Here is a 21,912-nt window from a genome sequence, read left to right as displayed (position 1 = left end):
CAGCAAGACCGGAACGGCGGGGGACGACCGAGGGCGGCTGAGCAGCGGTCCCGAGGCGATAAGGATGGGCGCGATCGGGCGGAGCGGCGCGGATCAGAGGGGCAACGGCGGTCGGAGGTGGACAGATCGGATCGTTCCACGCAACGGCGCTCGGCCCGTACCGTACCGAAAGCGGTAACGCGACAAGGACCAGGGACTACCGGCGGGCCAGTTCGCCGGGAAGCGGTCGAACCGCCGCGGTCGGTCGCCTGGGAGGTGCTGCGCGCGGTGCGTGAACGGGACGCATACGCCAATCTCATCCTGCCTGCACTGCTGCGAGAACGGGGATTGTCCGGACGCGACGCGGCGTTGGCGACCGAACTCGCCTACGGTGCGTGCCGGTCCCTCGGCTTGCTCGACGCGGTGATCGCCGAGGGGGCTGGTAGGCCGATCGACGAGATCGATGGACCGCTGCTGGATGTGCTGCGGCTCGGTGTCTATCAGCTATTGCGGACCAGGATCGGCGCACACGCCGCCGTCGACACCTCGGTGACGTTGGCCCGCGCCGAATTCGGCGTGGGTAAGGCTGGTTTCATCAACGCTGTGCTTCGCCGGGCGGGGGAGAAGACCATGCGACAGTGGATCGAGATGCTTGCTCCCGTCGACCCGGTGGGCCGGTCGGCTTTCGAGTACGCGCATCCGGTGTGGATCGCGCAGGCATTCGCCGACGCGCTCGGCGCACGGGCAGGAGAATTGCGTGAGGCGCTCGCCGCCGACGATGCCCGCCCGCTGGTACATCTGGTAGCCCGGCCCGGTGACATCACTGCGGAGGAACTCGCGCTGGTGACCGGCGGTACGCAAGGGCAATGGTCGCCGTATGCGGTGTACCTGGACGGAGGTGACCCAGGCAAGCTCGAACCGGTGCGTGCGGGTATGGCGGCCGTCCAGGACGAAGGTAGCCAGTTGGTGGTGCTCGCGCTGACCCGGGCTTGTCTCGACGGCCCGGATAACGGCCGTTGGCTCGATCTGTGCGCAGGGCCAGGGGGCAAGGCCGCGTTGCTAGGAGCGCTCGCCGCGGTCGATGGTTTCCAGGTGGACGCGGTCGAGCCTGCTGAGCATCGCGCTGAACTGGTGCGTAAGGCAGTGCACGATCTCCCGGTCGAGGTTCATGTCGCGGACGGCCGGGCCAGTGGGTTGACTCCGGGGTACGATCGCATCCTGGTGGATGCCCCGTGCTCTGGTCTCGGGGCGTTGCGGCGGAGGCCGGAAGCGCGCTGGCGGCGTACTCCCGCCGATGTCCGTGAGCTGATCGTATTGCAACGCGAATTACTTGCCGCCGCGTGGGATCTGCTGCGCCCAGGTGGGGTCGTGGTGTACTCCACATGCTCACCACATCTACCTGAGACCGTATCTGTTGTCGCTGTTGTCGCACGCAGGTTCGGTGCGGAATACGTGGATACCCGCGATCTGTTGCCCAATGTCACCGATGCGGGAGACGGACCGGGAGTACAGCTATGGCCGCACCGGCACGGCACAGATGCCATGTTCCTGGCTGCGCTGCGCAAGCCACGCTGAACTCCCGCGCGAGCAGTGTGAATCCCCTCGGCCGCGCGTCTCGATGCGCACGGTCATTCCCGGTTGGACTGTTCGCGCAGGCGAGCAAGTGTTTTCGCGAGGATACGCGATACGTGCATCTGGGAGATGCCCATCTGCTGGGCGATCTGGGTCTGGGTCATCGATTCGAAGAACCGCATGGTGAGGATGCGGCGTTCCCGCTCGGGCAGCCCGGCCAGTAGCGGTCGGATCGCGACATACTCCTCGACCCGGTCGAACTGGGACTCTTCCTCGCCGAGGGTGTCCAGCAGCGAGGCCTCTGTTTCGCGGCCGAGCGTGGCCGCATCGATGGAGCTGGGCTGGTATGCGTTGCCAGCGATGACAGCCTGGGTAACCTCGTCCGGTTCCACCCCGAGTTCCGCCGCGATCTCTTTGGCGGTCGGCGAGCGGCCGAGGGACTGGGAGAGGGAGTCGATCGCCGCGCCGATGCGCAGGTGAGTCTCCTTGACTCGTCTGGGGACACGCATAGCCCACGTGTTGTCGCGGAAGTACCGGCGGACCTCACCCATGATGGTCGGCACCGCGAAGGACAGAAAGTTGGAGCCCCGCTCGACGTCGAAACGGTCCACCGCATGTACCAGTCCGACTCGGGCCACCTGGGTCAGGTCGTCGAACGGCTCACCGCGTCCGCTGAACTTGCGGGCGATGTGATCGGCGAGCGGAATACAACGGTTGATCAGTTCCGCACGTAGTGCGGTATGCCGCGCCGACCCGGTCTCCGTGGCGGCGAGCTGTTGGAAGAGCACGCCGACATCGTCATAACCGGGTACCGTGTCGGAATTTTCCAGGGCTTCGCTGTCTTCGGTGTCCTCTTCTGTGGTCAGGGTGTCGGCATCGTCGTCTTGCTGGGAATCGAACACGGTATCCTCGTCCGCCACTACGCCTTCCCCCGGACCCGACGGAACCGCACCGTCGTCGGATATCCGGAAACTGTCGCATCGAACGAATCCTGCGTCGCGTCCACCGCGTCGGTGAGTGTGCGCAGTACATGCCAGCCGAAGCTGTGCTGGTCGGGCAGTCCCTGTTTGCTTGCCACGCCGTCGACCCGGACGAAGAGTTCGGTGTCCCCTACGGTGAACCGGCAGTTCAGGCTTGTTTCCGGAGCGGCGAGAGCGATCAGCGTCGAGCAGACCTCATCGACGGCAAGTCGGATGTCGGCCACCTCGTCCAGTGTGAAATCACTGAGGAGGACGAGAGTTTCGGCGAGCCCACGCACAATGGGCAGTTGTGTCACCGACGCAGCCACCCGAATCTCTACCGGAGTGCTGTAGAGCCCCTGTTCCGCCGAAATATTGATCACCCTATGCAGGCTACCCACTCTCGCGCCGGACAACCTCGGCGACCATTAGACTTCCCCGTTGTGCCCACCCCGAGTTACCCGCGCCCGGCCGCGCCGATGATCGCCCCGTCTATCCTGTCCGCTGATTTCGCGCGTCTCGCCGATGAGGTGGAGGCTGTCGCCGGCGCCGATTGGCTGCACGTCGATGTGATGGACGCGCACTTCGTGCCGAACCTCACCATCGGCCTCCCTGTGGTCGAAAGCTTGTTGAAGGTGACCGATATCCCGCTGGATTGTCATCTGATGATCGAGGATCCGGGCCGCTGGGCTCCGCCCTACGCGGAAGCAGGCGCGCGCAACGTGACCTTTCACGCAGAAGCCACTGATGATCCGGTCGCGGTCGCGCGCGATATCCGTGCCGCGGGTGCCAAGGCGGGGCTCTCGGTGAAGCCCGACACACCGATCGAGCCATACCTCGAGATCCTGCGAGAGTTCGACACACTGCTGGTGATGAGCGTGGAGCCAGGGTTCGGCGGGCAGGCGTTCATCCCGCGGGTGCTGGAGAAGGCGCGCATCGTGCGCAACCTGGTCGATTCCGGCGAGCTGCGCTTGCTGGTCGAGATCGATGGCGGCATCAACACCGACACCATCGAGGCCGCCGCGGAAGCGGGGGTCGACTGCTTCGTCGCCGGGTCCGCAGTTTACAGCACCGCCGACCCGGCCAGCGCCGTGCAGGCGTTGCGCAGGCAGGCGGCGGTGCACACGCGCTGACCGGACTACCCGACCGGGCATGAGCTACATGGCTCGGATTTCACGGGCGGTGGTGCGTATCGCCGCGAGCACCATGTTCAGCGATGGTCGGCGCGCGGGGTTCTCGGGTGATCGGATCCAGGTCCGGTAGCCGGTACGTTCATCGTCCGGAGAGGGCAGCACGACCTGGCAGCCCGCGCCTGCCACCGTGGCGTACAGCCGGAACAATTCGGCCGAGACCGCGGTGCCGAGCAGGCCGGGCCGAGCAGGACCGGTAAGGAAGGTCCACCGTCTGGCCCGGGGATGGTCGATGACCGGACCGGCGATCCCCTCCTGGGTCAATCGCCGCAATACCTGTTCGCCCAGCTCGGTAGGCATGCTGATGGCACCGTAATCGATGCCGATGCGTAGCAGGATATGGTGCGAGCCGGTATCCAGTGCCGCGGGAAGGCGGAATTCGCGGACGTACCGCATACATCGCGCCTCCGGCGTCGAATCGAGAAATGTAATCATCGCGCCCCCAGATGTGCAGAATTCGTTCTTTCCCAACGTTGTTTTCCTCGAGCAGTCGAGCATGGTGCGTCAGGCTTTGTAGTGGCACGGCTTTGTAGTGGCACGGCATAGATTCAGGGCCGGTGTGAAGAACGGCTCGTGTCGACCATTGAACGGGCGAATCGGCTTTACAACGATATCGCTTCTCTCGTCTTTCACGTATGAATACGCGGCATGGTTGTGTCCAGAGGGGAGGTGTCATCGGCTTGGTCGGCGGTCTGCTTCGGTCCCGCAGAGCCAGCGCACGCACGGAGTGGAATGCGCGCTATCGCTACGACGTGGCGCCGTTAGTCTGAACAGACAGTCTGAACAGACGCGGACGCCGCGACCGGCGTCCATGTCGTCCGGCAATCGGACGACAACGATGCGACAGGAGTCATGGCATATGTTCACAGGCATCGTCGAGGAACTCGGCGAGATAATCGCCAGCGAGCAGCTGACCGACGCCGCGCGGCTGACGATCAAGGGCAAGCTGGTGACCTCCGACGCCGTTCACGGCGATTCGATCGCCGTGAACGGGGTGTGCCTGACCGTTGTCGACGTTATCGACGCGGACTCGTTCACCGTTGACGTCATGGCAGAGACGCTCAACCGTTCCAGCATCGGCGCACTGGGGCTCGGTGCCAAGGTGAACCTGGAGCGCGCTGCCGCGCTGAACAGCAGACTCGGTGGCCATCTGGTGCAGGGACATGTCGACGGTACCGGCACCGTGCTCGCACGCACCCCGTCCGAGAACTGGGACGTGGTGCGGATCTCGTTGCCAGGAAACCTTGCCCGCTATGTGGTGGAAAAGGGCTCGATCACTGTCGACGGTGTCTCGCTCACCGTGTCAACCCTCGGCGTCTCGGACGAGCTGGGTGAGAACGACGACCGGGACTGGTTCGAGGTCTCCCTTATCCCCACCACACTCTCGTTGACCAACCTCGGCGCGGCTTCCGTCGGTGCTCTGGTGAATCTGGAAGTCGATGTCATCGCCAAATACGTCGAACGCCTCCAGCAGCGCGGCTGAGTGGGGTTCGGGACGATTCGACCAGCGATAGCTCCGGTACGGAGCCGGTCGATGCGTGTCCGGATGCTTCTTGTTCGTCGACGCTCCAGGCTTGCGCTTCATCCGGTCGCGCGACGCCGAACGGCCCTGGCGTAGTGCGCATACAGCAATCTCGCGGTGCCGCAGGCGTGACGAACCGGGCACAGTACTGTAGTAGGGCACCTATTTCGAGATGGAGCGCAGCAGACGTGACCAGGTTCGACAGTATCGAGCGCGCAGTCGCCGACATCGCCGCTGGTAAAGCGGTTGTCGTCGTCGACGACGAGGATCGCGAGAACGAGGGCGACCTCATCTTCGCGGCAGAGAAGGCCACCCCGGAATTGGTCGCCTTCATGATCCGCTATACCTCCGGTTACATCTGCGTCCCGCTTACCGGCGACGACTGTGATCGGCTCGGCCTTCCGCCGATGTATGCGATGAACCAGGACAAACACGGCACTGCCTACACTGTCTCGGTGGACGCACGGGAAGGCATTACCACCGGGATTTCCGGTGCCGACCGTGCGACCACCATGCGGCTGCTGGCTGATGCCGATGCGAAGGCCGACGACTTCACCCGGCCCGGTCACGTGGTGCCGCTGCGCGCCAAGGACGGCGGCGTGCTGCGCCGCCCTGGCCACACCGAGGCCGCTGTGGATCTCGCGCGGATGGCGGGGTTGCGGCCGGCGGGCGTGATTTGTGAGATCGTCAGCCAGAAGGACGAGGGCCATATGGCCCGCACCGAGGAGTTGCGCGTGTTCGCCGACGAGCACGAACTCGCGCTGATCTCCATCGCCGATATGATCGCGTGGCGGCGTAAGCACGAGAAGCACGTGGTGCGGGTTGCCGAGGCGCGTATTCCCACAGCGCATGGCGAGTTCAAGGCTGTCGGCTATCAGAGCATCTACGACGAGGTCGAACATGTCGCGCTGGTGCGCGGCGACATAAGCGGCGGCGAGGACGTCCTGGTGCGCGTGCATTCGGAGTGCCTGACCGGAGACGTGTTCGGCTCACTGCGTTGCGACTGCGGTCCACAGCTGGATGCCGCGCTGGAGATGGTCGCCGCCGAAGGACGTGGTGTCGTGCTGTACATGCGCGGCCACGAAGGGCGTGGCATCGGCCTGATGCACAAGTTGCAGGCCTACCAGTTACAGGATTCCGGGCATGACACGGTCGAGGCGAATCTGCAGCTGGGGTTGCCCGCTGATGCCCGCGATTACGGCACCGGTGCGCAGATTCTGGTAGATCTCGGCATCAGTTCGATGCGGCTGCTCACCAACAATCCGGCCAAGCGGGTCGGCTTGGACGGTTACGGCCTGCGGATCACCGAGCGGGTGCCGATGCCGTTGCGCGCCAACTCGGAAAACCTGCACTATCTGCGCACGAAGCGGGATCGGATGGGACATGATCTGATCGGTCTCGACGAGCTGGATCTCGAAGAACTAGATCTCGGCGAGACTGCACCTTGACCTGCGGGCAGACTCCGAAAGGTGGATATCGATGAGCGGTACCGGGGTACCAACCTTCGCTCTGGCCGACGCCAAGGCCCTCACCATGGGCATCGTCGCATCACGTTGGCACACGCGGATCTGCGACACTTTGCTCGCGAATGCTGAGCGAGTGGCCAAAGATACCGGCGTTCAGCACATCACAGTGGTGCGTTGTGCGGGAGCCATGGAGTTGCCGGTGGTGGCTCAGGAACTGGCCAGGACACATGACGCGGTGGTCGCGCTCGGTGTGGTGATCCGTGGCGAAACACCGCATTTCGAGTACGTCTGCGACGCCGTGACCGCTGGGCTCACCCGGGTATCCCTGGATGAGGGAACCCCGGTCACCAACGGGGTACTGACCACCAATAACGAACAGCAGGCACTCGATCGAGCCGGACTGCCCGATTCGTTGGAGAACAAGGGTGAGCAGGCCGCTGCCGCGGCATTGGACGCCGCTCTGACGTTGCGCTCCCTGCGGTGGTCCGCGCAGTGATGCCGATCGACCGTCTGTTCCGGAGGAATGCGAGTGCGCACGCGGCCCCCGGCGATGCGCTCGAATGGGAGTTCGAGGTACGTCCGCTGCGCGCAGTGCGGACGTCCCGGATCGTGGCGGTGCTGATCGCGGTCATATTCACTGTGGGTGGCGTCACGTTGCGTACCGGGTCGACCGGTGTCAACTTCCGGTTTGTCGACCAGATCGCGATGATCGTCATCGGTGTTCTCGGCGGCGCGGCGGTGTTGCTGTTGACCAGGCCGAGAGTGCGAGCCGGTGCCCATGGCGTCACTGTGCGGAACGTTATGGGCGACAAAGACTTCTCCTGGAAGTACATTCAGGGTGTGTCGTTTCCGGATCGGAAATCCTGGGCGCGTCTGGAATTGATCGACGACGAATACGTCCCTCTACTGGCTATTCGTTCCAACGATAAGGAGCACGCGGCGCGCGCCATGGACCGGCTGCGCGAACTCGGAGCGAAATATACAGTGACCGAAACCGGCCGCTGATCGGCGCTGCGGCACAACCAGTTCTCCGGTCTTGCGCCGACTGTCCGCGCGGCTCGGGTTATCACGCTTGATCAGTTCCCAGCTGTGTTTTCGAGCAGTGCGTATGCCGGGATGTCGGTGTCTCGAGGGGCGCTAGGGGAGACGTCGAGCGGGAAACCGCGATCACCGGTCTGTCCCTGAGTGCGCTCACCGGAGTCGGTAAGCGCACTCAGGGACAGCGAGATCGGCGCGATGACCTTGTTGGTGCGTGTCGCCCCTAGTGTGTGTCGCCGAGGACCACACCCTCACGGCGGGGATCGGCACCGCCGATCCAGCCGTTAGTGCCGTCGCGTTCCAAAGCGCTGAGGCCGCTGGATTGTGGCGCGACCGATACTTGATGGCCGAGGTGGCGCAGCTGGAGCACGAGCGGATCGTGGTCGCCGTTATCGGTGGCGTTGATCGCCGGATGCTCGCCGCCGACACCGGTGACCGGACTGTTACCGGCGCCGAACGCGACCGCGGAGACCGCCTGTTGCGGGTCCAGTCCCCAATCGAACAGGTTGACGAGGGTTTTCACGACATACTGAATGATCACAGAACCGCCCGGCGAACCGACGACATGGGTGAGTTCGCCGCGCGAGCCATCGGCGTTCTTGGCGAACACCAGGGTGGGGCTCATCGAGCTGCGCGGGCGTTTACCCGGTTGGACACGGTTGGCCACCGGCACGCCGTCGACACCGAGCGGGTCGGCGCTGAAATCGGTCAGTTGGTTGTTCAAGAAGAAGCCGTCGACCATATGGAACGAACCGAACGCGGACTCGACAGTGGTGGTCATGCTGGCGGCGTTGCCGTATCGGTCCACAACCGAGATATGGCTGGTGCCGTGCTCGGGGGGCTGAGGACCGACGCCGAGCGGGACCGGGCCGAAATCGCCTGCTCGTGCGGTGCCCATGCTGTGGTCGGGGTTGATCAGCTGGGCGCGCTGGCGCAGGTAATCCTTGTTCAACAGGGTCTGCGCCGAATTTCCGGGCAAAGGAATGAAATCTGTGTCTGCCACGTATTTATTGCGGTCGGCGTAGGCGAGACGTTCGGCCTCCGAGATGAGGTGCACGGCCTCGGCCTTCGGCCTCCCGCCGTTACGGTCGATCTCGTCCGGAGGCAGGGCCGACAGGTCGAAGTTCTCCAAGATGCCCAGGGTTGCGGCGACGGTGAGGCCGCCAGAGGATGGACTGGGCATGCCGCAGATCTCGTGTTCGCGATAGTCGGAGCACAGTGCTGTGCGTTTCTTCGCCTGGTAGCCGTTCAGGTCCTCGGTTGTGATCAGGCTTGGGGTGCGCCCGCTGGATGAGCTGCCCGCGGCTTCGACGATATCGTCGGCGAGGGCGCCGGTGTAGAAGGCTTGTGCGCCCTCAGTGGCGACAGCGTTGAGTGTTTTGGCCATGGCAGGGTTGGTGAGCACAGTACCGACGGACTTCGGGCTGCCGTCCGGATTGAGGAGGTACGTCCTGGTGTTCTCGTCGATAGCGAGGTCTTTCGCGGAATCGGCGATCTGACTCGCAAGACGGGGGCTGATCGCGAATCCGCGATCAGCGAGCCCGATGGCGGGATCGAACAGCTCGCGCCATGGGGTCTTGCCATGGTCGCGATGGGCCAGTTCGAGCATCCGCAGAACACCGGGCACTCCGATAGAGCGGCCGCTGGCCCGGGTGTTCGGTGTGGGCTCTGTGCGATCGGTGTCGCTGATCCAGCGCAGATAATTCTCGGTCGCGGCAGCGGGCGCCATCTCGCGACCGTCATAAGCGTCCACAGTCTTGGTGTTCGCGTCGTAATAGAGCAGGAAGGCGCCGCCACCGATACCGGAGGCCTGTGGTTCGACCAGCCCGAGCACGGTCTGCGCCGCGATTATGGCGTCTGCGGCGGTACCTCCGTCCCGCAGCACCTCGCACGCGGCTTTGGTCGACACCGGGTTGGCGGTCGAGACCGAGAATGTGTGTGTGCGCACCGGCGTCATGTCCGCGCGGTATCCGGTCGCGACTTCGGGATGGGTGCTCAGATCTTTCGCGCCCTTGTCTGTCGACTCTGAAGCGGTCGCAGCCACCGGCGTACCATTCGGGACGATCTCGCAGATGCCGTTCGCCTGGTCTTCGCCAGAGGAACAGGCTGTAGCCGTTCCGGTGGCGAGTACAAGCGCCATGATGGCGACGCTGATTCTTTGCTTGCGGTTCACGTTAGGGACTCTATATCCCGCTACCTGGGCCCTGGCTGGTCGACTTCCTCGAAAGAGATCGCCCTTACCGCTGATGGCGGAGCCACCGTGCTCGGTTGCCGCTTCGCCCTGGTGCCTGCTCCTACCGATCGTCGAAGCCGAGTTGCTGAAGTCCGAGTTGTCGAAGTCCGAGTTGTCGAAGTTCGAGTTGTCCGGGATAGGACCGTGTTACGGTCCGGTCAGGAGGTTCATCGGGTATATCGGTTCGTTCGGTACCGACAGGGGTGCGTCCATGAGCGCAGCGTACTGTGGTGAAGAATCGGCCTCCGGTGCGGAAATGGCCATGCCGGAGGCGGTTCGAGAGGCGCGGGAAGCCGTATTCGGTATGGCGGGGTTCGCGCTGGTCTACCCGGTGCTCATGGGACTGACCCGTGGCGCGGACGCGGCAGCTACGGCAGCCACCCAATTCTGTGTCGCCTGGGCGCTCGGACTGCTCGCCTTCGGGTTTGTCGAAGGAGCGTGCTTCGTGCGCGCGCTGGCAATGGGTTTCGCGCTCCTGCAGGCTGTTGTCGGGTGGTATGTGATAGGTGATCTCGAGACGGTCCCGCCGCTGGTCGGCGTCGCCGCCGCAGGGTATTCGCTCGGTGCCTCGGCGGCCGTGGTACACCTGTTGGGCCGACCGGAGGCCAAGGCATGGTTCGGTATCCGGGATCCTTGACGGTCGGATAACGATGACCGGGCAACGCGGCCACGTCGGATTGTCAGGTCTGGTGGATAGGCTGGACGAGTGACAGATCCAGCGACGTACCGGCCCGCGCCGGGCACCATTCCGGTCGAACCCGGTGTCTACAAGTTCCGGGATGCTCATCGGCGGGTCATCTACGTCGGTAAGGCCAAGAGCTTGCGCGGCAGGCTGAATTCGTACTTCGCCGATGTAGCGAGCCTGCATCCACGCACCAGGCAAATGGTCACCACGGCCGTGAGTGTCGAGTGGACAGTCGTCGCCACTGAAGTGGAGGCGCTGCAGCTGGAGTACAACTGGATCAAGGAGTTCGATCCGCGCTTCAATGTCCGTTACCGGGATGACAAATCATATCCGGTGCTCGCGGTCACCCTGAACGAAGAATACCCTCGGCTGTTCGTCTACCGTGGCGCGCGGCGCAAGGGTGTCCGCTACTTTGGCCCATACGCCCATGCTTGGGCGATCCGCGAGACCCTTGATCTGCTGCTGCGGGTGTTTCCCGCGCGTACTTGTTCGAAGGGAGTTTTCCAACGGCACAGTCAGATGGGTCGTCCCTGTCTGCTCGGCTACATCGACAAATGTTCGGCGCCGTGCGTCGGGCGGGTGAGCGCTGCGCGGCACCGTCGGATCGTCGATGACTTCTGCGACTTCCTTGCCGGCCGTACCGACCGTTTGGTCCGGGAGCTGGAACGCCGTATGCATGCCGCCGCCGAAGAGCTGGACTTCGAACTCGCCGCCCGGCTGCGCGATGACGTCCAAGCGCTACGCCGCGCGCTGGAGAAACAAGCAGTGGTGCTCGGCACCGGCACCGATGCCGACCTGATCGCCTTCGCTACCGATGAGCTGGAGGTAGCGGTACAAGTCTTTCACGTTCGGGACGGCCGGGTTCGTGGCCAGCGCGGCTGGGTGGTCGACAAATCGGGCGATGCTGTCGATGTCCCCGCAGCGGGCGGTGAACTCGCCGCGCTGGTCGAGCAGTTTCTCACGCAGTTCTATGGTGAGCAGGTCACGGTGGCCGAGCAGGCGGCCGACGAGCAGCCCGCCATGGTGGTGCCGCGTGAGGTGCTCGTGCCCGAGCTGCCTGCCGACATCGAGCAGCTCCAGCAGTGGTTGTCACGGTTGCGCGGCTCGGCGGTGCGGGTGCGTGTGCCGCAGCGTGGGGACAAGAAGGCGCTCGCCGAGACCGTGCGGCGCAATGCGGCGGAGGCACTGGCTCAGCACAAACTCCGGCGCGCGGGTGACCTGACTTCGAGATCGCAAGCACTGCAAGATATCCAGGATGCGCTGGAACTCGACACCGCGCCGCTGCGCATCGAGTGTGTGGATATCAGTCATGTGCAGGGTACCGATGTGGTCGCTTCGCTCGTGGTTTTCGAAGATGGTCTCGCGCGCAAGTCCGATTACCGTCATTACACGATCCGGGAGGCAGCAGGAGACGGCCGGTCCGACGATGTCGGCAGCATCGCGGAGGTGACCCGTCGCCGGTTTCTCCGGTTGCGCCGTGAGCGCGACACGCCGGAGAGCGAAGATCCTGTCGAGCCGGAAAGAGCTACCGAAGCAATGGAGCTCACCGCGCGCCCTGGTATCGATCCAGAATCCGGTCGCCCGCGCAAATTCGCCTACCCGCCCAATCTCTATGTGGTCGACGGTGGCGCACCTCAGGTCGCGGCGGCCGCTGAAGTGCTCGACGAGCTCGGCATCACCGATATCGCGGTGATCGGCCTCGCTAAACGGCTGGAGGAGGTCTGGGTGCCGGGTCAGCGAGAACCGGTGATCCTGCCACGGAACAGCGAGGCTCTCTACCTGCTGCAGCGCGTCCGCGACGAGGCGCATCGCTTCGCGGTTACCTTCCACCGTAGTAAACGCTCACGGCGGATGACTGCCTCGGTGCTGGATTCGGTGCCCGGTCTCGGCGCCGCGCGTCGCACCGCGCTGGTCACTCATTTCGGGTCGGTGGCCAAGCTGAAGCAGGCCACGATCGAGCAGATCACGGAGGTGCCCGGTATCGGGGTGGCGACAGCGGAAGCGGTCCGCACCGCGCTCCGGTCCGAGTAGTCACCGCACTTGACGTTCTGGTTTCGCGTACGTTGTGTGTTTGCACCCGATACCGAACATGGTGCGCGATGATCGGAAGGTATCCAGAGACGAATTCGGTGGGACATGACACGCGTCGAATCGAACAGAAGTACGGGCAGCCCGTCGTCGAGCGCGAGGCGGGCGGGTTTCTCCGGCATCCGTGGCAGAGCGAACCCACAAGTCGAGGTCGTGATCGTGACCGGGCTGTCGGGCGCGGGACGCGGTACCGCTGCGCGCGTACTCGAAGATCTCGGCTGGTACGTCACGGATAATCTGCCGCCCGAGCTCTTCGGCCGGATGGTCGAGCTCGGATCGGCGGCGAAGCCGCCGATCCGCCGTCTCGCTCTGGTCATGGATGTGCGCAGCCGATTCTTCACCGGTGATCTCTCGGTGGTTGTCGAGCAGTTGCGCAACCGAGGTGTGCGTACCAGGGTCCTGTTCCTGGAGGCCTCCGACGATGTGTTGATCCGCCGCTTCGGCTTCGTCAGGCGCAGACATCCGCTACAGAGCGAGAGCGAGGATGGCACGCTGTCGGCGGGTATCTCCGCTGAACGAGTGCGGCTCTCAGTCGTGAAGGCCGCCGCTGACCTGGTGATCGACACTACCGAGTTGTCCATCCACCAGCTGCACCGCAAGCTGGAGGAGGCCTATGGTGGTGGCGCGCCGAGCGCGCTGCAACTCACCGTGCAGTCCTTCGGTTTCAAGTACGGGGTTCCGCTCGATGCCGACATGGTGTTGGATGTGCGTTTTCTACCCAATCCGCATTGGATACCGGAATTGCGGGGAAAGACAGGTCAGGAGGCCGTGGTCAGCGAGTATGTATTGTCGCGCCCTGGGGCGGACGACTACCTGCGTACTTGCCATCACTTGGTCGAACTGACGACGAACGGTTACCGCCAAGAGGGGAAACGATACATGACGGTCGCAGTGGGCTGCACCGGAGGAAAACATCGGAGCGTCGCGATAGCCGAGGCATTGGGCGAGCTGATGAGCGAGAGTACCGACGGGCCGGACGGATCGGCCGATGTGGTCCGGGTCGTGCATCGAGACCTGGGGCGCGAATGACCGGCTGGGAATCCAGTCCAGGTATCGTCGCGTTGGGCGGTGGGCACGGCCTCTATGCGACGCTGACCGCAGTGCGGCGGTTGACCAGAGAGATCTGTGCCGTGGTCACTGTCGCCGACGACGGTGGTTCTTCCGGTCGGCTGCGCGCCGAGCTGGGAGCACTGCCGCCGGGGGATCTCCGCATGGCGCTGGCGGCTCTGGCCGCGGATGCCGACGGGACTTGGACGCATACCGTGCAGCACCGGTTCGGTGGCACCGGCGCCTTGGCCGGGCATTCCGTCGGCAACCTGATTCTGGCCGGGCTCACCGAAGTGCTTGGTGATCCGGTCGCCGCGCTCGACGAACTTGCCAAGATATTGCGTATCACGGGACGAGTGTTGCCGATGTCGCCGATCGCGCTCGATATCGAGGCGGATGTTTCCGGGCTGGAAGCAGACCCACGAGTGAGCCGTTGTATTCGCGGTCAAGTCGCCATCGCGACGACGCCGGGTAAGGTTCGCCGGGTTCGGTTGATTCCCTCCGATCCGCCGGCCAGCGCGGAGGCGGCGTCGGCTATCGGACACGCTGATATCGTGGTGCTCGGCCCCGGATCGTGGTTTACCAGTGTGATTCCCCATGTGCTCGTGCCTGAGCTGCGCGAGGCACTGGTATACACCAGGGCGCGGAAGATCCTCGTACTGAATCTCGCCGCGGAGCCGGGGGAGACCGCCGGGTTCTCCGCGGAACGGCACTTGCATGTATTGTCTCAGCACGCACCGGAATTCGCGGTCGACGAGGTGCTGGTGGACTCCGGCTCGGTACCGGAGGGGCGTGAGCGGGAACATGTGGCCAGGGCTGCCGAACAATTGCGGGCGCGAGTAATCTTCTCCGATGTCGCCGAAGGGGGAACAGGTCGGCATCATCCCGGAAAACTCGCCGTCGCTCTGGATCACGTGATCCGGCAACCTCGGCCGCATATGGCAGGGCTTCGAGTCGAGGGACGACACATGGGGCAGGATGTGCGTTCCGGGTTGGGTGGAAAGGAGCGCGTCTCGTGGCGATGACAGCCGATGTGAAAGACGAGCTGAGTAGGCTCGCGGTGTCACAGGTGAGTTCCCGCAAGGCGGAATTGTCCGCATTGCTGCGATTCGCGGGTGGCTTACACATTGTCAGTGGTCGGGTGATCGTCGAGGCAGAGGTGGACATGGGTTCCATCGCGCGTCGGCTGCGCCGGGAGATCTTCGAGCTCTATGGCTACGGCTCCGACGTGCATGTGCTCGGTGCCGGGGGACTGCGCAAGACCTCCCGGTATGTTGTGCGTGTCTCCAAGGAAGGGGAGGCGCTGGCCCGGCAGACCGGTTTGCTCGACGTCCGTGGTCGTCCAGTGCGTGGTTTGCCCGCGCAGGTGGTCGGTGGCAGTGTCGCGGACGCCGAGGCCGCGTGGCGTGGCGCGTTTCTCGCGCACGGCTCACTGACCGAACCAGGGCGTTCCTCGGCACTCGAGGTCAGCTGCCCGGGACCGGAGGCGGCCCTGGCACTGGTCGGAGCGGCCCGTAGGCTCGGGATCGCGGCCAAGGCCAGGGAGGTGCGTGGGACCGACCGCGTCGTGGTGCGCGATGGCGAGGCGATCGGAGCCCTGCTGACGAGGATGGGCGCCCACGGCACCCGGATGACCTGGGAGGAGCGCAGACTGCGCCGCGAGGTCCGCGCGACCGCGAACCGGCTCGCCAATTTCGACGACGCCAATCTGCGTCGTTCGGCGCGGGCCGCGGTCGCCGCGGCAGCCAGGGTGGAACGCGCACTGGAGCTCCTCGGTGGCGACGTACCCGATCATCTCGCCGCCGCGGGCAGGCTGCGTATCCAGCACCGTCAGGCATCACTGGAGGAACTCGGTCAGCTCGCCGATCCGCCGATGACGAAAGACGCGGTGGCGGGCCGGATCCGGCGGCTGTTGTCGATGGCGGACCGGCGCGCCAAGGAACTCGGTGTGCCCGATACGGAATCCGCTGTCACGGCAGAGTTGCTCGATGAAGCCTGAACCGTTCGTACCGCGTACCCCTCGGCCTGTTTCTCGGTGCGATACCTCGCGTATTCGATGGAGAATTACGGACGGCCGGTCGTCTGACCTGGTATTCAGTCCGCAGGTACACCAGTGCGTGTGGCGAGGCCGTGGCAGGGCATTAGTGTGAGTAGGCATCGGAATGATCTGCTGGAAAGCTGAGGAGCGATAACGTGACTGTCCGGGTAGGCATCAACGGCTTCGGCCGTATCGGACGTAACTTCTTTCGGGCGGTGGAGGCGCAGAAGGCGCTCGGCACCACCGATATCGAGATCGTCGCGGTCAACGACCTCACCGACAATGCGACCCTCGCGACCCTGCTCAAGTACGATTCGATCCTTGGCCGGTTGTCGCAGGATGTCTCGCTCGACGGTGAGGACACCATCGTGGTGGGCGACCAGCGGATCAAGGCGTTGGCCATCAAGGAGGGGCCCGCCGCGCTGCCGTGGGGCGATCTCGGCGTCGATGTGGTCGTCGAGTCCACCGGCATCTTCACCGATGCCACCAAGGCCAAAGGGCACCTCGCCGCAGGCGCGAAGAAGGTCGTCATCTCCGCTCCGGCCAAGGGCGAGGACATCACCATCGTGATGGGCGTGAACGACGACAAGTACGACGGCAGCCAGAACATCATCTCCAACGCCTCGTGCACCACCAACTGTCTGGGCCCGCTGGCCAAGGTGCTCGATGACGAGTTCGGTATCGAGCGCGGCCTGATGACCACCATCCACGCCTACACGCAGGATCAGAACTTGCAAGACGGCCCGCACGGCGACTTGCGTCGTGCCCGCGCCGCCGCGCTGAACATCGTGCCGACCGGGACCGGCGCCGCGAAGGCTATCGGCTTGGTGCTACCAGAGCTGCAGGGCAAGCTGGACGGCTACGCGCTGCGCGTACCGGTGCCCACGGGTTCGGTCACCGACCTGACCGCCACTGTGCGCAAGTCCGCTACGCTCGATGAGATCAACGCCGCCTATCGGGCCGCTGCTGAGGGGCCGTTGAAGGGTATCCTCCGGTACAACACCGACCCCATTGTCTCCAGCGACATCGTCACCGACCCGGCCTCGTCGATCTACGACGCGCCGCTGACCAAGGTGATCGATGATCAGGTCAAGGTGGTCTCCTGGTACGACAATGAGTGGGGCTACTCCAACCGCCTCGCTGATCTCATCGGCCTCGTCGGCAAGTCGCTCTGACGCGCATGTCCGTCAAGACACTCGTAGAACTGCTCGCCGAAGGCATCGAGGGCCGGGGTGTGCTCGTACGCTCCGACCTGAACGTTCCGCTCGACAATGGCCGGATCACCGATCCCGGCCGGATCATCGCCTCGGCGCCGACCATCAAGGCGCTGGCCGACGCGGGCGCCAAAGTTATCGTGACCGCCCATCTCGGCCGTCCGAAGGGAGAACCGGATTCGAAGTTCTCCTTAGCGCCGGTGGCCGCCGCGCTTGCCGAGGAACTGGGGCGCAATGTCCAGCTGGCCGGCGATGTGGTGGGGCAGGATGCGCTCGCGCGGTCCGAGGGGCTCACCGACGGTGATGTGCTGATGCTGGAGAACATCCGGTTCGATCCGCGCGAGACGAGCAAGGACGACGCCGAACGCGGAAAGCTCGCCGCGGCACTGGTCGAGCTGGTCGGTGCCGATGGCGCATTCGTCTCCGACGGTTTCGGTGTGGTGCACCGCAAGCAGGCCTCGGTGTACGACGTGGCCACGTTGCTTCCGCACTACGCGGGCACGCTGGTCGCGGCCGAGGCCGAGGTGCTGGCCGAGCTCACCGCGAGTTCGGCGCGGCCGTATGCGGTCGTGCTCGGCGGGTCCAAGGTCTCCGACAAGCTCGCTGTCATCGAAGCACTCGCGCCGAAAGTCGACACGTTGGTCATCGGCGGGGGTATGTGTTTCACTTTCCTCGCCGCGCAGGGTCTCGCAGTGGGGTCCTCGCTGTTGCAAGAGGAGATGGTGGACACCTGTAAACGACTGCTCGACCAATACGCCGATGTCATCCATCTACCACGTGACGTCGTGGTAGCCGACGCCTTCGCCTCGGACGCCGAATCGAAGGTGGTGCCCGCACACGAGATCCCGGACGGCTGGATGGGATTGGATGTGGGGCCGGAATCGGTGGAACGTTTCACTGCCCTGCTGAACGAGGCACAGACCATCTTCTGGAACGGCCCGATGGGTGTATTCGAGTTCGAGGCATTCGCCGCAGGCACCAGAGGGGTCGCCGAGGCGATCGCGACCGCCACAGGAAAGGGCGCGTTCACCGTGGTCGGCGGCGGCGATTCGGCCGCGGCAGTTCGTGCGCTCGGCCTGCCGGAGGATGGTTTCTCGCATATCTCCACCGGTGGCGGCGCTTCGCTGGAGTATCTCGAGGGCAAGGAACTGCCTGGTATCGCGGTGTTGGAGGACTGATCATGGCACGCAAACCGCTCATCGCGGGCAACTGGAAGATGAATCTCAATCATCTAGAGGCCATCGCATTGGTCCAGAAGATCGCCTTCGCGCTGCCCGAGAAGTATTTCGAGAAGGTGGAAGTGGTGGTTCTGCCGCCGTTCACCGATATCCGCAGCGTGCAGACGCTGGTGGAGGGCGACAAGCTCTTGCTCGGCTACGGCGGGCAGGATGTCTCGGTGCACGAGTCGGGTGCCTACACCGGCGAGATCAGCGCGAGTATGCTCGCCAAGCTGGGCTGTGCCTTTGTCGTGGTCGGGCACTCGGAGCGTCGGCAATACCACGCCGAGGACGACGCTACTGTGCTGGCCAAGACCAAGCAGGCGCTGAAGCACGGGATCACCCCGATCGTGTGTGTCGGTGAGGGTTTGAATATCCGTGAGGCCCGCACGCACGTCGAATACAACCTGGAGCAGGTGCGTGGATCGCTGAAGGGGCTTACGGCGGAAGAGATCTCGAAGATCGTCATCGCTTACGAGCCGGTCTGGGCGATCGGTACGGGCAAGGTCGCGACGCCGGCCGACGCCCAAGAGGTCTGCGGCGCGATCCGCGCCGAACTGGCCCAGCTGGCTTCGCCCGCGATCGCTGCGGAGATTCGCGTGCTCTACGGCGGTTCGGTGAACACCAAGAACGCCGGGGAGCTGATTGCGCAAACCGAGGTGGACGGCGCCCTGGTCGGCGGTGCTTCACTCGCGGGTGGCGAATTCGCCACTCTCGCCGCGATCGCCGCGGGCGGACCTCTTCCCTGATCCGTCTCAAAACTCCGCACGACAGCCCGGTATCGCTCGCTGTGATGCCGGGCTGTTCGCTGTCCCCTTTTACCCTCGGATGATCGGAGAGGCCATCCCAGTCCGCCGGACCAGCATCCGGGCAAGCGGCCACCGAGTGCCTGATTCGGTGTGATCGCGCCGACCACATAGACTGTCCTGCATGCGGATGTTCCTGGATATCCTCCTGATCGTCACCAGCCTGTTGCTGGTGTTGCTGGTGTTGCTGCACCGCGCTAAGGGTGGAGGTCTGTCCAGCCTGTTCGGCGGCGGTGTGCAGTCCAGTCTGTCCGGCTCCACCGTTGCCGAGAAGAACCTCGACCGAGTCACCATTTTCGTCGGTATCGTCTGGCTGATCGCCATTCTCGGTATCGGCCTGGAGATCAAATTCGCTTGATCGGGCCATCGCCCAACGTGCCGTGATTCCCGTCATAGCGTACTGTCCTGATACAGGCGGCATGCCCGGCGTACCCTGGTTGGATTAATCGGTGCGCCGAATCCGTCCGTCGATATCGGTGAAGCCGTAGTGCTCGGCGAGATCATCGACCTGCCAGGACAAGCCGGTGCGTGAGTGGCGCCCGGCGTCGGTGGCCAGCGCGACGACCGCGCGGCCACAGAACTGTGGTGTCTGTGCCCCGGCAAGATCGAACGTACCTTCGCCGGGCAGTGTGACCAGGCGTCGACCATGTGTGTCGGGCGGAACCAGCTGCAGTAATTCGGTATCTACGATTCCCGGCCAGAGCGACACTACAGTCACCTCGGTGCCCGCGAGGTCGTGTGCCATATCGGTGGTGAGCCGGTCCAATGCGTCTTTCGCAACGCCGTACACGACGTTGTGCATGTACCTGTTCGCTCCGGGGGAGGAGATGTTGACAATCAATCCACCCGATTCGATCAACAGTGGTGCGGCGAAGACAGCGGCTACGTAGTGCGATCGGACGCCTACGTCGAAGGTCTCGTCCCATACGGTCGGGGGGACCTCCCAGAACGGCTTGCCGAGCCAGCGAGCCGCGGCGGGGGAGTTGTAGACATTGTTCACCAGCACGTCCAGCCTGCCGTGCTCGCCGCGGATCAGTTCGAACAGTCGCTCTACCGCGTCGTCGTCGCGGTGGTCGCAGACGAAGGGAATGCCAATTCCGCCCGCCGCGTCGATGTCGGCGGCTGTCGCGTGTACCGTGCCGGGTAGCTTTCCTTGAGTCACCGAGCGCCCGGTGACGAACACTGTGGCTCCTGCCGCGCCCAGCTCCAGCGCGATTCCTCTGCCGATGCCGCGGCTGGCGCCGGTGACCACCGCGATCTTTCCTTCGAGCCCGTCGGGTATTCCGTTCACGGAACCGGAACATTACCGTGAAACGATAACGTGTTCTAGGTCTCTGGGAGGGCTGTATGGAGTTCACGCAACGATTTGTGACGACAAATGGCATCCGCATGCATATAACTGAACAGGGGGAGGGGCAGCCGGTAATCTTCTGTCACGGTTTTCCACATACTTGGTATATCTGGCACCGCCAGCTTCCCGCGGTCGCTGCGGCGGGATACCGCGCTATCGCGCCCGACCTGCGTGGCTACGGACAGACCGATATTCCGGCCGAGCCCGCGGCTTATACCAATCGCACTGTCTGCGCCGACCTGCTCGGTCTGCTCGACGATATCGATGCGGAGCACGCGGTGTTCGTCGGCTTGGACTTCGGCGCCGTGCTGGTGTGGGAGCTGGCGTTACGTGCCCCGCAGCGGGTGCGCGGCTTGATCGCTCTGAACAATCCGTTCGCACCGCGACCGCGGCGCACTCCGTCGCAATTGTGGGCGAAGGCCGCCGCCCAGCATTTCTTGCACCTGCACTATTTTCAGACCCCAGGCGTCGCCGATGCGGAACTCGGCGCCCGGCCGAAGGAGTTTCTCACTCGTGTGTACTACGCGCTCAGTGCCGACTATCACTATCTGGACACGTGGCGGTTCCCGGCGGAGGGCACCGGCTATCTCGATGTGCTGCCGAAGGCGCCCGCACTGCCGTGGCGCTGGCTGAGCGAACACGAGGTGGATGTTGTGGCGCGGGATTTCGAACGCACGGGATTCACCGGTGGATTGAACTGGTACCGGGCCCTGGACCGTAACTGGGAACTCACCGCTGATTACGCTAATGCGAAAGTTGTTGTACCCACATACTTTCTTTACGGCGATCACGATCCCGATATGGAGGGGTTCAGTGGACATGACCCATTGGCCATCATGCGCAAGAACGTCGTCGACCTGCGCGCGGTGACCGAGGTCGCGGATGCGGGCCACCTTGTGCAACTCGAACGCACCGAGGAGGTGAACGCGTTGATCGCCGCGCATCTGCGCGATCTGGCCACACATCCCTCCGCGCCCTTCCAGGTTCAGAAAGCCTCGGAATCGGCTACCGATATTCGTCGGCCAGCTTCGGATAGCAGGGCCAGTGCGGTAGCGGCTGACGGTCGAGATAAGCGGTGAGACGATCGAGCACGTATTGCCAGCGTGGGCCGATGGCGCCCGCGTCGGTGGGGCGGACGTGGCGACGAGTGAGTTCGACCGTGGTGACGACCCCGATCTGGTTCATGTCGATCTCGCACAGACATCCGTCGATGTGCACGACCAGTTCGTGCGGCGCCTGACAGTGGTCCACGCGCACGGTGACCGGTCCGCAGACGGGACCGTCGAGCAACTCGATGGTGAAATTGTCGTTACTGCCGGAGACAGTGCCCAACCAACGGCCGAGTCGGCCGCGTTCGGTGGCCGCCGTCCACACCTCTAGTACCGGGCTTCGGAAAGAACGTAGGTAGCGCAGGAGCACCCTGTCGCCATCTGCGGTGTGCTGGTGCTCCGGTCGTACCTCGCCGAGCATGGACATCGCGGTCATCGGTACTTCCTTCCGCCGCTGG

At 64.2% G+C, this 21,912-nt stretch carries 22 protein-coding genes; 16 read left to right on the top strand and 6 right to left on the bottom strand.

Translation table 11 applies throughout. The annotated features are described in order from the left end of the window. Positions 1 to 117 precede the first annotated feature (117 nt). The gene (locus ACX4ZE_RS05645) at positions 118 to 1,554 is read left to right on the top strand and encodes an RsmB/NOP family class I SAM-dependent RNA methyltransferase (RefSeq protein ID WP_480272222.1); all 1,437 of its coding nucleotides are present in this window, start codon (positions 118 to 120) and stop codon (positions 1,552 to 1,554) included. A 53-nt stretch (positions 1,555 to 1,607) separates the two neighbouring features. Here ACX4ZE_RS05645 and ACX4ZE_RS05640 read toward each other — a convergent pair whose 3' ends face one another. After that, positions 1,608 to 2,471, bottom strand: coding sequence for an RNA polymerase sigma factor SigF (locus ACX4ZE_RS05640; RefSeq protein WP_480272221.1), 864 nt, complete (start codon positions 2,469 to 2,471; stop codon positions 1,608 to 1,610). Continuing rightward, positions 2,471 to 2,893 carry an anti-sigma factor gene (locus ACX4ZE_RS05635; protein ID WP_480272220.1) on the bottom strand — a complete coding sequence of 141 codons (423 nt, stop codon included), beginning with the start codon at positions 2,891 to 2,893 and terminating at the stop codon, positions 2,471 to 2,473. The genes ACX4ZE_RS05640 and ACX4ZE_RS05635 overlap by 1 nt, the downstream gene beginning before the upstream one ends. Positions 2,894 to 2,989: 96 nt before the next feature. Here ACX4ZE_RS05635 and rpe point away from each other — a divergent pair, with 96 nt between their 5' ends. Next, entirely contained in the window at positions 2,990 to 3,643 is a 654-nt protein-coding gene (gene rpe, locus ACX4ZE_RS05630; RefSeq protein ID WP_480272258.1) for a ribulose-phosphate 3-epimerase, read from the top strand. A 24-nt stretch (positions 3,644 to 3,667) separates the two neighbouring features. Here rpe and ACX4ZE_RS05625 read toward each other — a convergent pair whose 3' ends face one another. Further along, on the bottom strand, positions 3,668 to 4,096 hold the full coding sequence (locus tag ACX4ZE_RS05625; RefSeq protein ID WP_480272219.1) for a hypothetical protein: 429 nt from the start codon (positions 4,094 to 4,096) through the stop codon (positions 3,668 to 3,670). A 463-nt stretch (positions 4,097 to 4,559) separates the two neighbouring features. Here ACX4ZE_RS05625 and ACX4ZE_RS05620 point away from each other — a divergent pair, with 463 nt between their 5' ends. From ACX4ZE_RS05620 to ACX4ZE_RS05605, 4 genes are all read left to right on the top strand, one after another. After that, the gene (locus ACX4ZE_RS05620; protein WP_480272218.1) at positions 4,560 to 5,183 is read left to right on the top strand and encodes a riboflavin synthase; all 624 of its coding nucleotides are present in this window, start codon (positions 4,560 to 4,562) and stop codon (positions 5,181 to 5,183) included. A gap of 227 nt (positions 5,184 to 5,410) precedes the next feature. Next, on the top strand, positions 5,411 to 6,670 hold the full coding sequence (locus ACX4ZE_RS05615) for a bifunctional 3,4-dihydroxy-2-butanone-4-phosphate synthase/GTP cyclohydrolase II (protein ID WP_480272217.1): 1,260 nt from the start codon (positions 5,411 to 5,413) through the stop codon (positions 6,668 to 6,670). A gap of 31 nt (positions 6,671 to 6,701) precedes the next feature. Next, positions 6,702 to 7,184, top strand: coding sequence for a 6,7-dimethyl-8-ribityllumazine synthase (gene ribH / locus ACX4ZE_RS05610; RefSeq protein WP_480272216.1), 483 nt, complete (start codon positions 6,702 to 6,704; stop codon positions 7,182 to 7,184). Next, a complete protein-coding gene (locus ACX4ZE_RS05605) occupies positions 7,169 to 7,693 on the top strand; it encodes a PH domain-containing protein (RefSeq protein WP_480272215.1) in 525 nt (174 codons plus the stop codon). The genes ribH and ACX4ZE_RS05605 overlap by 16 nt, the downstream gene beginning before the upstream one ends. A gap of 256 nt (positions 7,694 to 7,949) precedes the next feature. On the opposite strand, the gene ggt is transcribed toward ACX4ZE_RS05605, so the two are convergent. Continuing rightward, positions 7,950 to 9,866: a gamma-glutamyltransferase gene (gene ggt / locus ACX4ZE_RS05600; RefSeq protein WP_480272257.1), complete on the bottom strand. Its 1,917-nt coding sequence runs from the start codon at positions 9,864 to 9,866 to the stop codon at positions 7,950 to 7,952. 106 nt (positions 9,867 to 9,972) lie between these two features. Here ggt and ACX4ZE_RS05595 point away from each other — a divergent pair, with 106 nt between their 5' ends. From ACX4ZE_RS05595 to secG, 9 genes are all read left to right on the top strand, one after another. Next, complete coding sequence (locus ACX4ZE_RS05595; RefSeq protein ID WP_480272214.1) at positions 9,973 to 10,596, top strand: hypothetical protein; 624 nt, start codon at positions 9,973 to 9,975, stop codon at positions 10,594 to 10,596. Positions 10,597 to 10,665: 69 nt separating this feature from the next. After that, positions 10,666 to 12,675 (top strand): excinuclease ABC subunit UvrC, encoded by a 2,010-nt coding sequence (gene uvrC, locus ACX4ZE_RS05590; protein ID WP_480272213.1) that lies wholly within the window; start codon positions 10,666 to 10,668, stop codon positions 12,673 to 12,675. 105 nt (positions 12,676 to 12,780) lie between these two features. Next, entirely contained in the window at positions 12,781 to 13,761 is a 981-nt protein-coding gene (gene rapZ, locus ACX4ZE_RS05585) for an RNase adapter RapZ (protein ID WP_480272212.1), read from the top strand. Beyond that, positions 13,758 to 14,804 carry a gluconeogenesis factor YvcK family protein gene (locus ACX4ZE_RS05580; RefSeq protein WP_480272211.1) on the top strand — a complete coding sequence of 349 codons (1,047 nt, stop codon included), beginning with the start codon at positions 13,758 to 13,760 and terminating at the stop codon, positions 14,802 to 14,804. The genes rapZ and ACX4ZE_RS05580 overlap by 4 nt, the downstream gene beginning before the upstream one ends. Beyond that, positions 14,801 to 15,778 carry a DNA-binding protein WhiA gene (gene whiA / locus ACX4ZE_RS05575; protein ID WP_480272256.1) on the top strand — a complete coding sequence of 326 codons (978 nt, stop codon included), beginning with the start codon at positions 14,801 to 14,803 and terminating at the stop codon, positions 15,776 to 15,778. Before ACX4ZE_RS05580 ends, whiA begins: the two co-directional genes overlap by 4 nt. Positions 15,779 to 15,972: 194 nt before the next feature. Next, a complete protein-coding gene (gap, locus tag ACX4ZE_RS05570) occupies positions 15,973 to 16,992 on the top strand; it encodes a type I glyceraldehyde-3-phosphate dehydrogenase (RefSeq protein WP_480272210.1) in 1,020 nt (339 codons plus the stop codon). A 5-nt stretch (positions 16,993 to 16,997) separates the two neighbouring features. Continuing rightward, the gene (locus ACX4ZE_RS05565; protein WP_480272209.1) at positions 16,998 to 18,209 is read left to right on the top strand and encodes a phosphoglycerate kinase; all 1,212 of its coding nucleotides are present in this window, start codon (positions 16,998 to 17,000) and stop codon (positions 18,207 to 18,209) included. A gap of 2 nt (positions 18,210 to 18,211) precedes the next feature. Then, positions 18,212 to 18,997, top strand: coding sequence for a triose-phosphate isomerase (gene tpiA / locus ACX4ZE_RS05560; protein ID WP_480272208.1), 786 nt, complete (start codon positions 18,212 to 18,214; stop codon positions 18,995 to 18,997). A gap of 181 nt (positions 18,998 to 19,178) precedes the next feature. Continuing rightward, a complete protein-coding gene (gene secG / locus ACX4ZE_RS05555) occupies positions 19,179 to 19,412 on the top strand; it encodes a preprotein translocase subunit SecG (protein WP_480272207.1) in 234 nt (77 codons plus the stop codon). Between the two features lie 84 nt (positions 19,413 to 19,496). On the opposite strand, the gene ACX4ZE_RS05550 is transcribed toward secG, so the two are convergent. After that, complete coding sequence (locus tag ACX4ZE_RS05550) at positions 19,497 to 20,345, bottom strand: SDR family NAD(P)-dependent oxidoreductase (protein ID WP_480272206.1); 849 nt, start codon at positions 20,343 to 20,345, stop codon at positions 19,497 to 19,499. 98 nt (positions 20,346 to 20,443) lie between these two features. Here ACX4ZE_RS05550 and ACX4ZE_RS05545 point away from each other — a divergent pair, with 98 nt between their 5' ends. Continuing rightward, on the top strand, positions 20,444 to 21,484 hold the full coding sequence (locus ACX4ZE_RS05545) for an alpha/beta hydrolase (protein WP_480272205.1): 1,041 nt from the start codon (positions 20,444 to 20,446) through the stop codon (positions 21,482 to 21,484). On the opposite strand, the gene ACX4ZE_RS05540 is transcribed toward ACX4ZE_RS05545, so the two are convergent. Beyond that, positions 21,411 to 21,890, bottom strand: a complete 480-nt coding sequence (locus ACX4ZE_RS05540; RefSeq protein WP_480272204.1) for an SRPBCC family protein — start codon at positions 21,888 to 21,890, stop codon at positions 21,411 to 21,413. The genes ACX4ZE_RS05545 and ACX4ZE_RS05540 overlap by 74 nt on opposite strands. Positions 21,891 to 21,912 lie beyond the last annotated feature (22 nt).

The organism is Nocardia sp. TBRC8007 (assembly GCF_056629435.1).
The sequence above is the reverse complement of the archived record's forward strand: the minus strand, read 5'-3'. Positions and strand labels throughout refer to the sequence as shown.

Excerpts from the sequence above, each read along its gene's own strand:
- rpe (WP_480272258.1), top strand. The coding sequence starts at position 2,990 with ATGATCGCCCCGTCTATCCTGTCCGCTGATTTCGCGCGTCTCGCCGAT.
- ACX4ZE_RS05625 (WP_480272219.1), bottom strand. The coding sequence starts at position 4,096 with ATGCGGTACGTCCGCGAATTCCGCCTTCCCGCGGCACTGGATACCGGC.
- ACX4ZE_RS05620 (WP_480272218.1), top strand. The coding sequence starts at position 4,560 with ATGTTCACAGGCATCGTCGAGGAACTCGGCGAGATAATCGCCAGCGAG.
- ribH (WP_480272216.1), top strand. The coding sequence starts at position 6,702 with ATGAGCGGTACCGGGGTACCAACCTTCGCTCTGGCCGACGCCAAGGCC.
- ggt (WP_480272257.1), bottom strand. The coding sequence starts at position 9,866 with ATGGCGCTTGTACTCGCCACCGGAACGGCTACAGCCTGTTCCTCTGGC.
- ACX4ZE_RS05595 (WP_480272214.1), top strand. The coding sequence starts at position 9,973 with ATGGCGGAGCCACCGTGCTCGGTTGCCGCTTCGCCCTGGTGCCTGCTC.
- rapZ (WP_480272212.1), top strand. The coding sequence starts at position 12,781 with ATGACACGCGTCGAATCGAACAGAAGTACGGGCAGCCCGTCGTCGAGC.
- ACX4ZE_RS05580 (WP_480272211.1), top strand. The coding sequence starts at position 13,758 with ATGACCGGCTGGGAATCCAGTCCAGGTATCGTCGCGTTGGGCGGTGGG.
- whiA (WP_480272256.1), top strand. The coding sequence starts at position 14,801 with ATGACAGCCGATGTGAAAGACGAGCTGAGTAGGCTCGCGGTGTCACAG.
- ACX4ZE_RS05565 (WP_480272209.1), top strand. The coding sequence starts at position 16,998 with ATGTCCGTCAAGACACTCGTAGAACTGCTCGCCGAAGGCATCGAGGGC.
- tpiA (WP_480272208.1), top strand. The coding sequence starts at position 18,212 with ATGGCACGCAAACCGCTCATCGCGGGCAACTGGAAGATGAATCTCAAT.
- secG (WP_480272207.1), top strand. The coding sequence starts at position 19,179 with ATGCGGATGTTCCTGGATATCCTCCTGATCGTCACCAGCCTGTTGCTG.
- ACX4ZE_RS05545 (WP_480272205.1), top strand. The coding sequence starts at position 20,444 with ATGCATATAACTGAACAGGGGGAGGGGCAGCCGGTAATCTTCTGTCAC.
- ACX4ZE_RS05540 (WP_480272204.1), bottom strand. The coding sequence starts at position 21,890 with ATGACCGCGATGTCCATGCTCGGCGAGGTACGACCGGAGCACCAGCAC.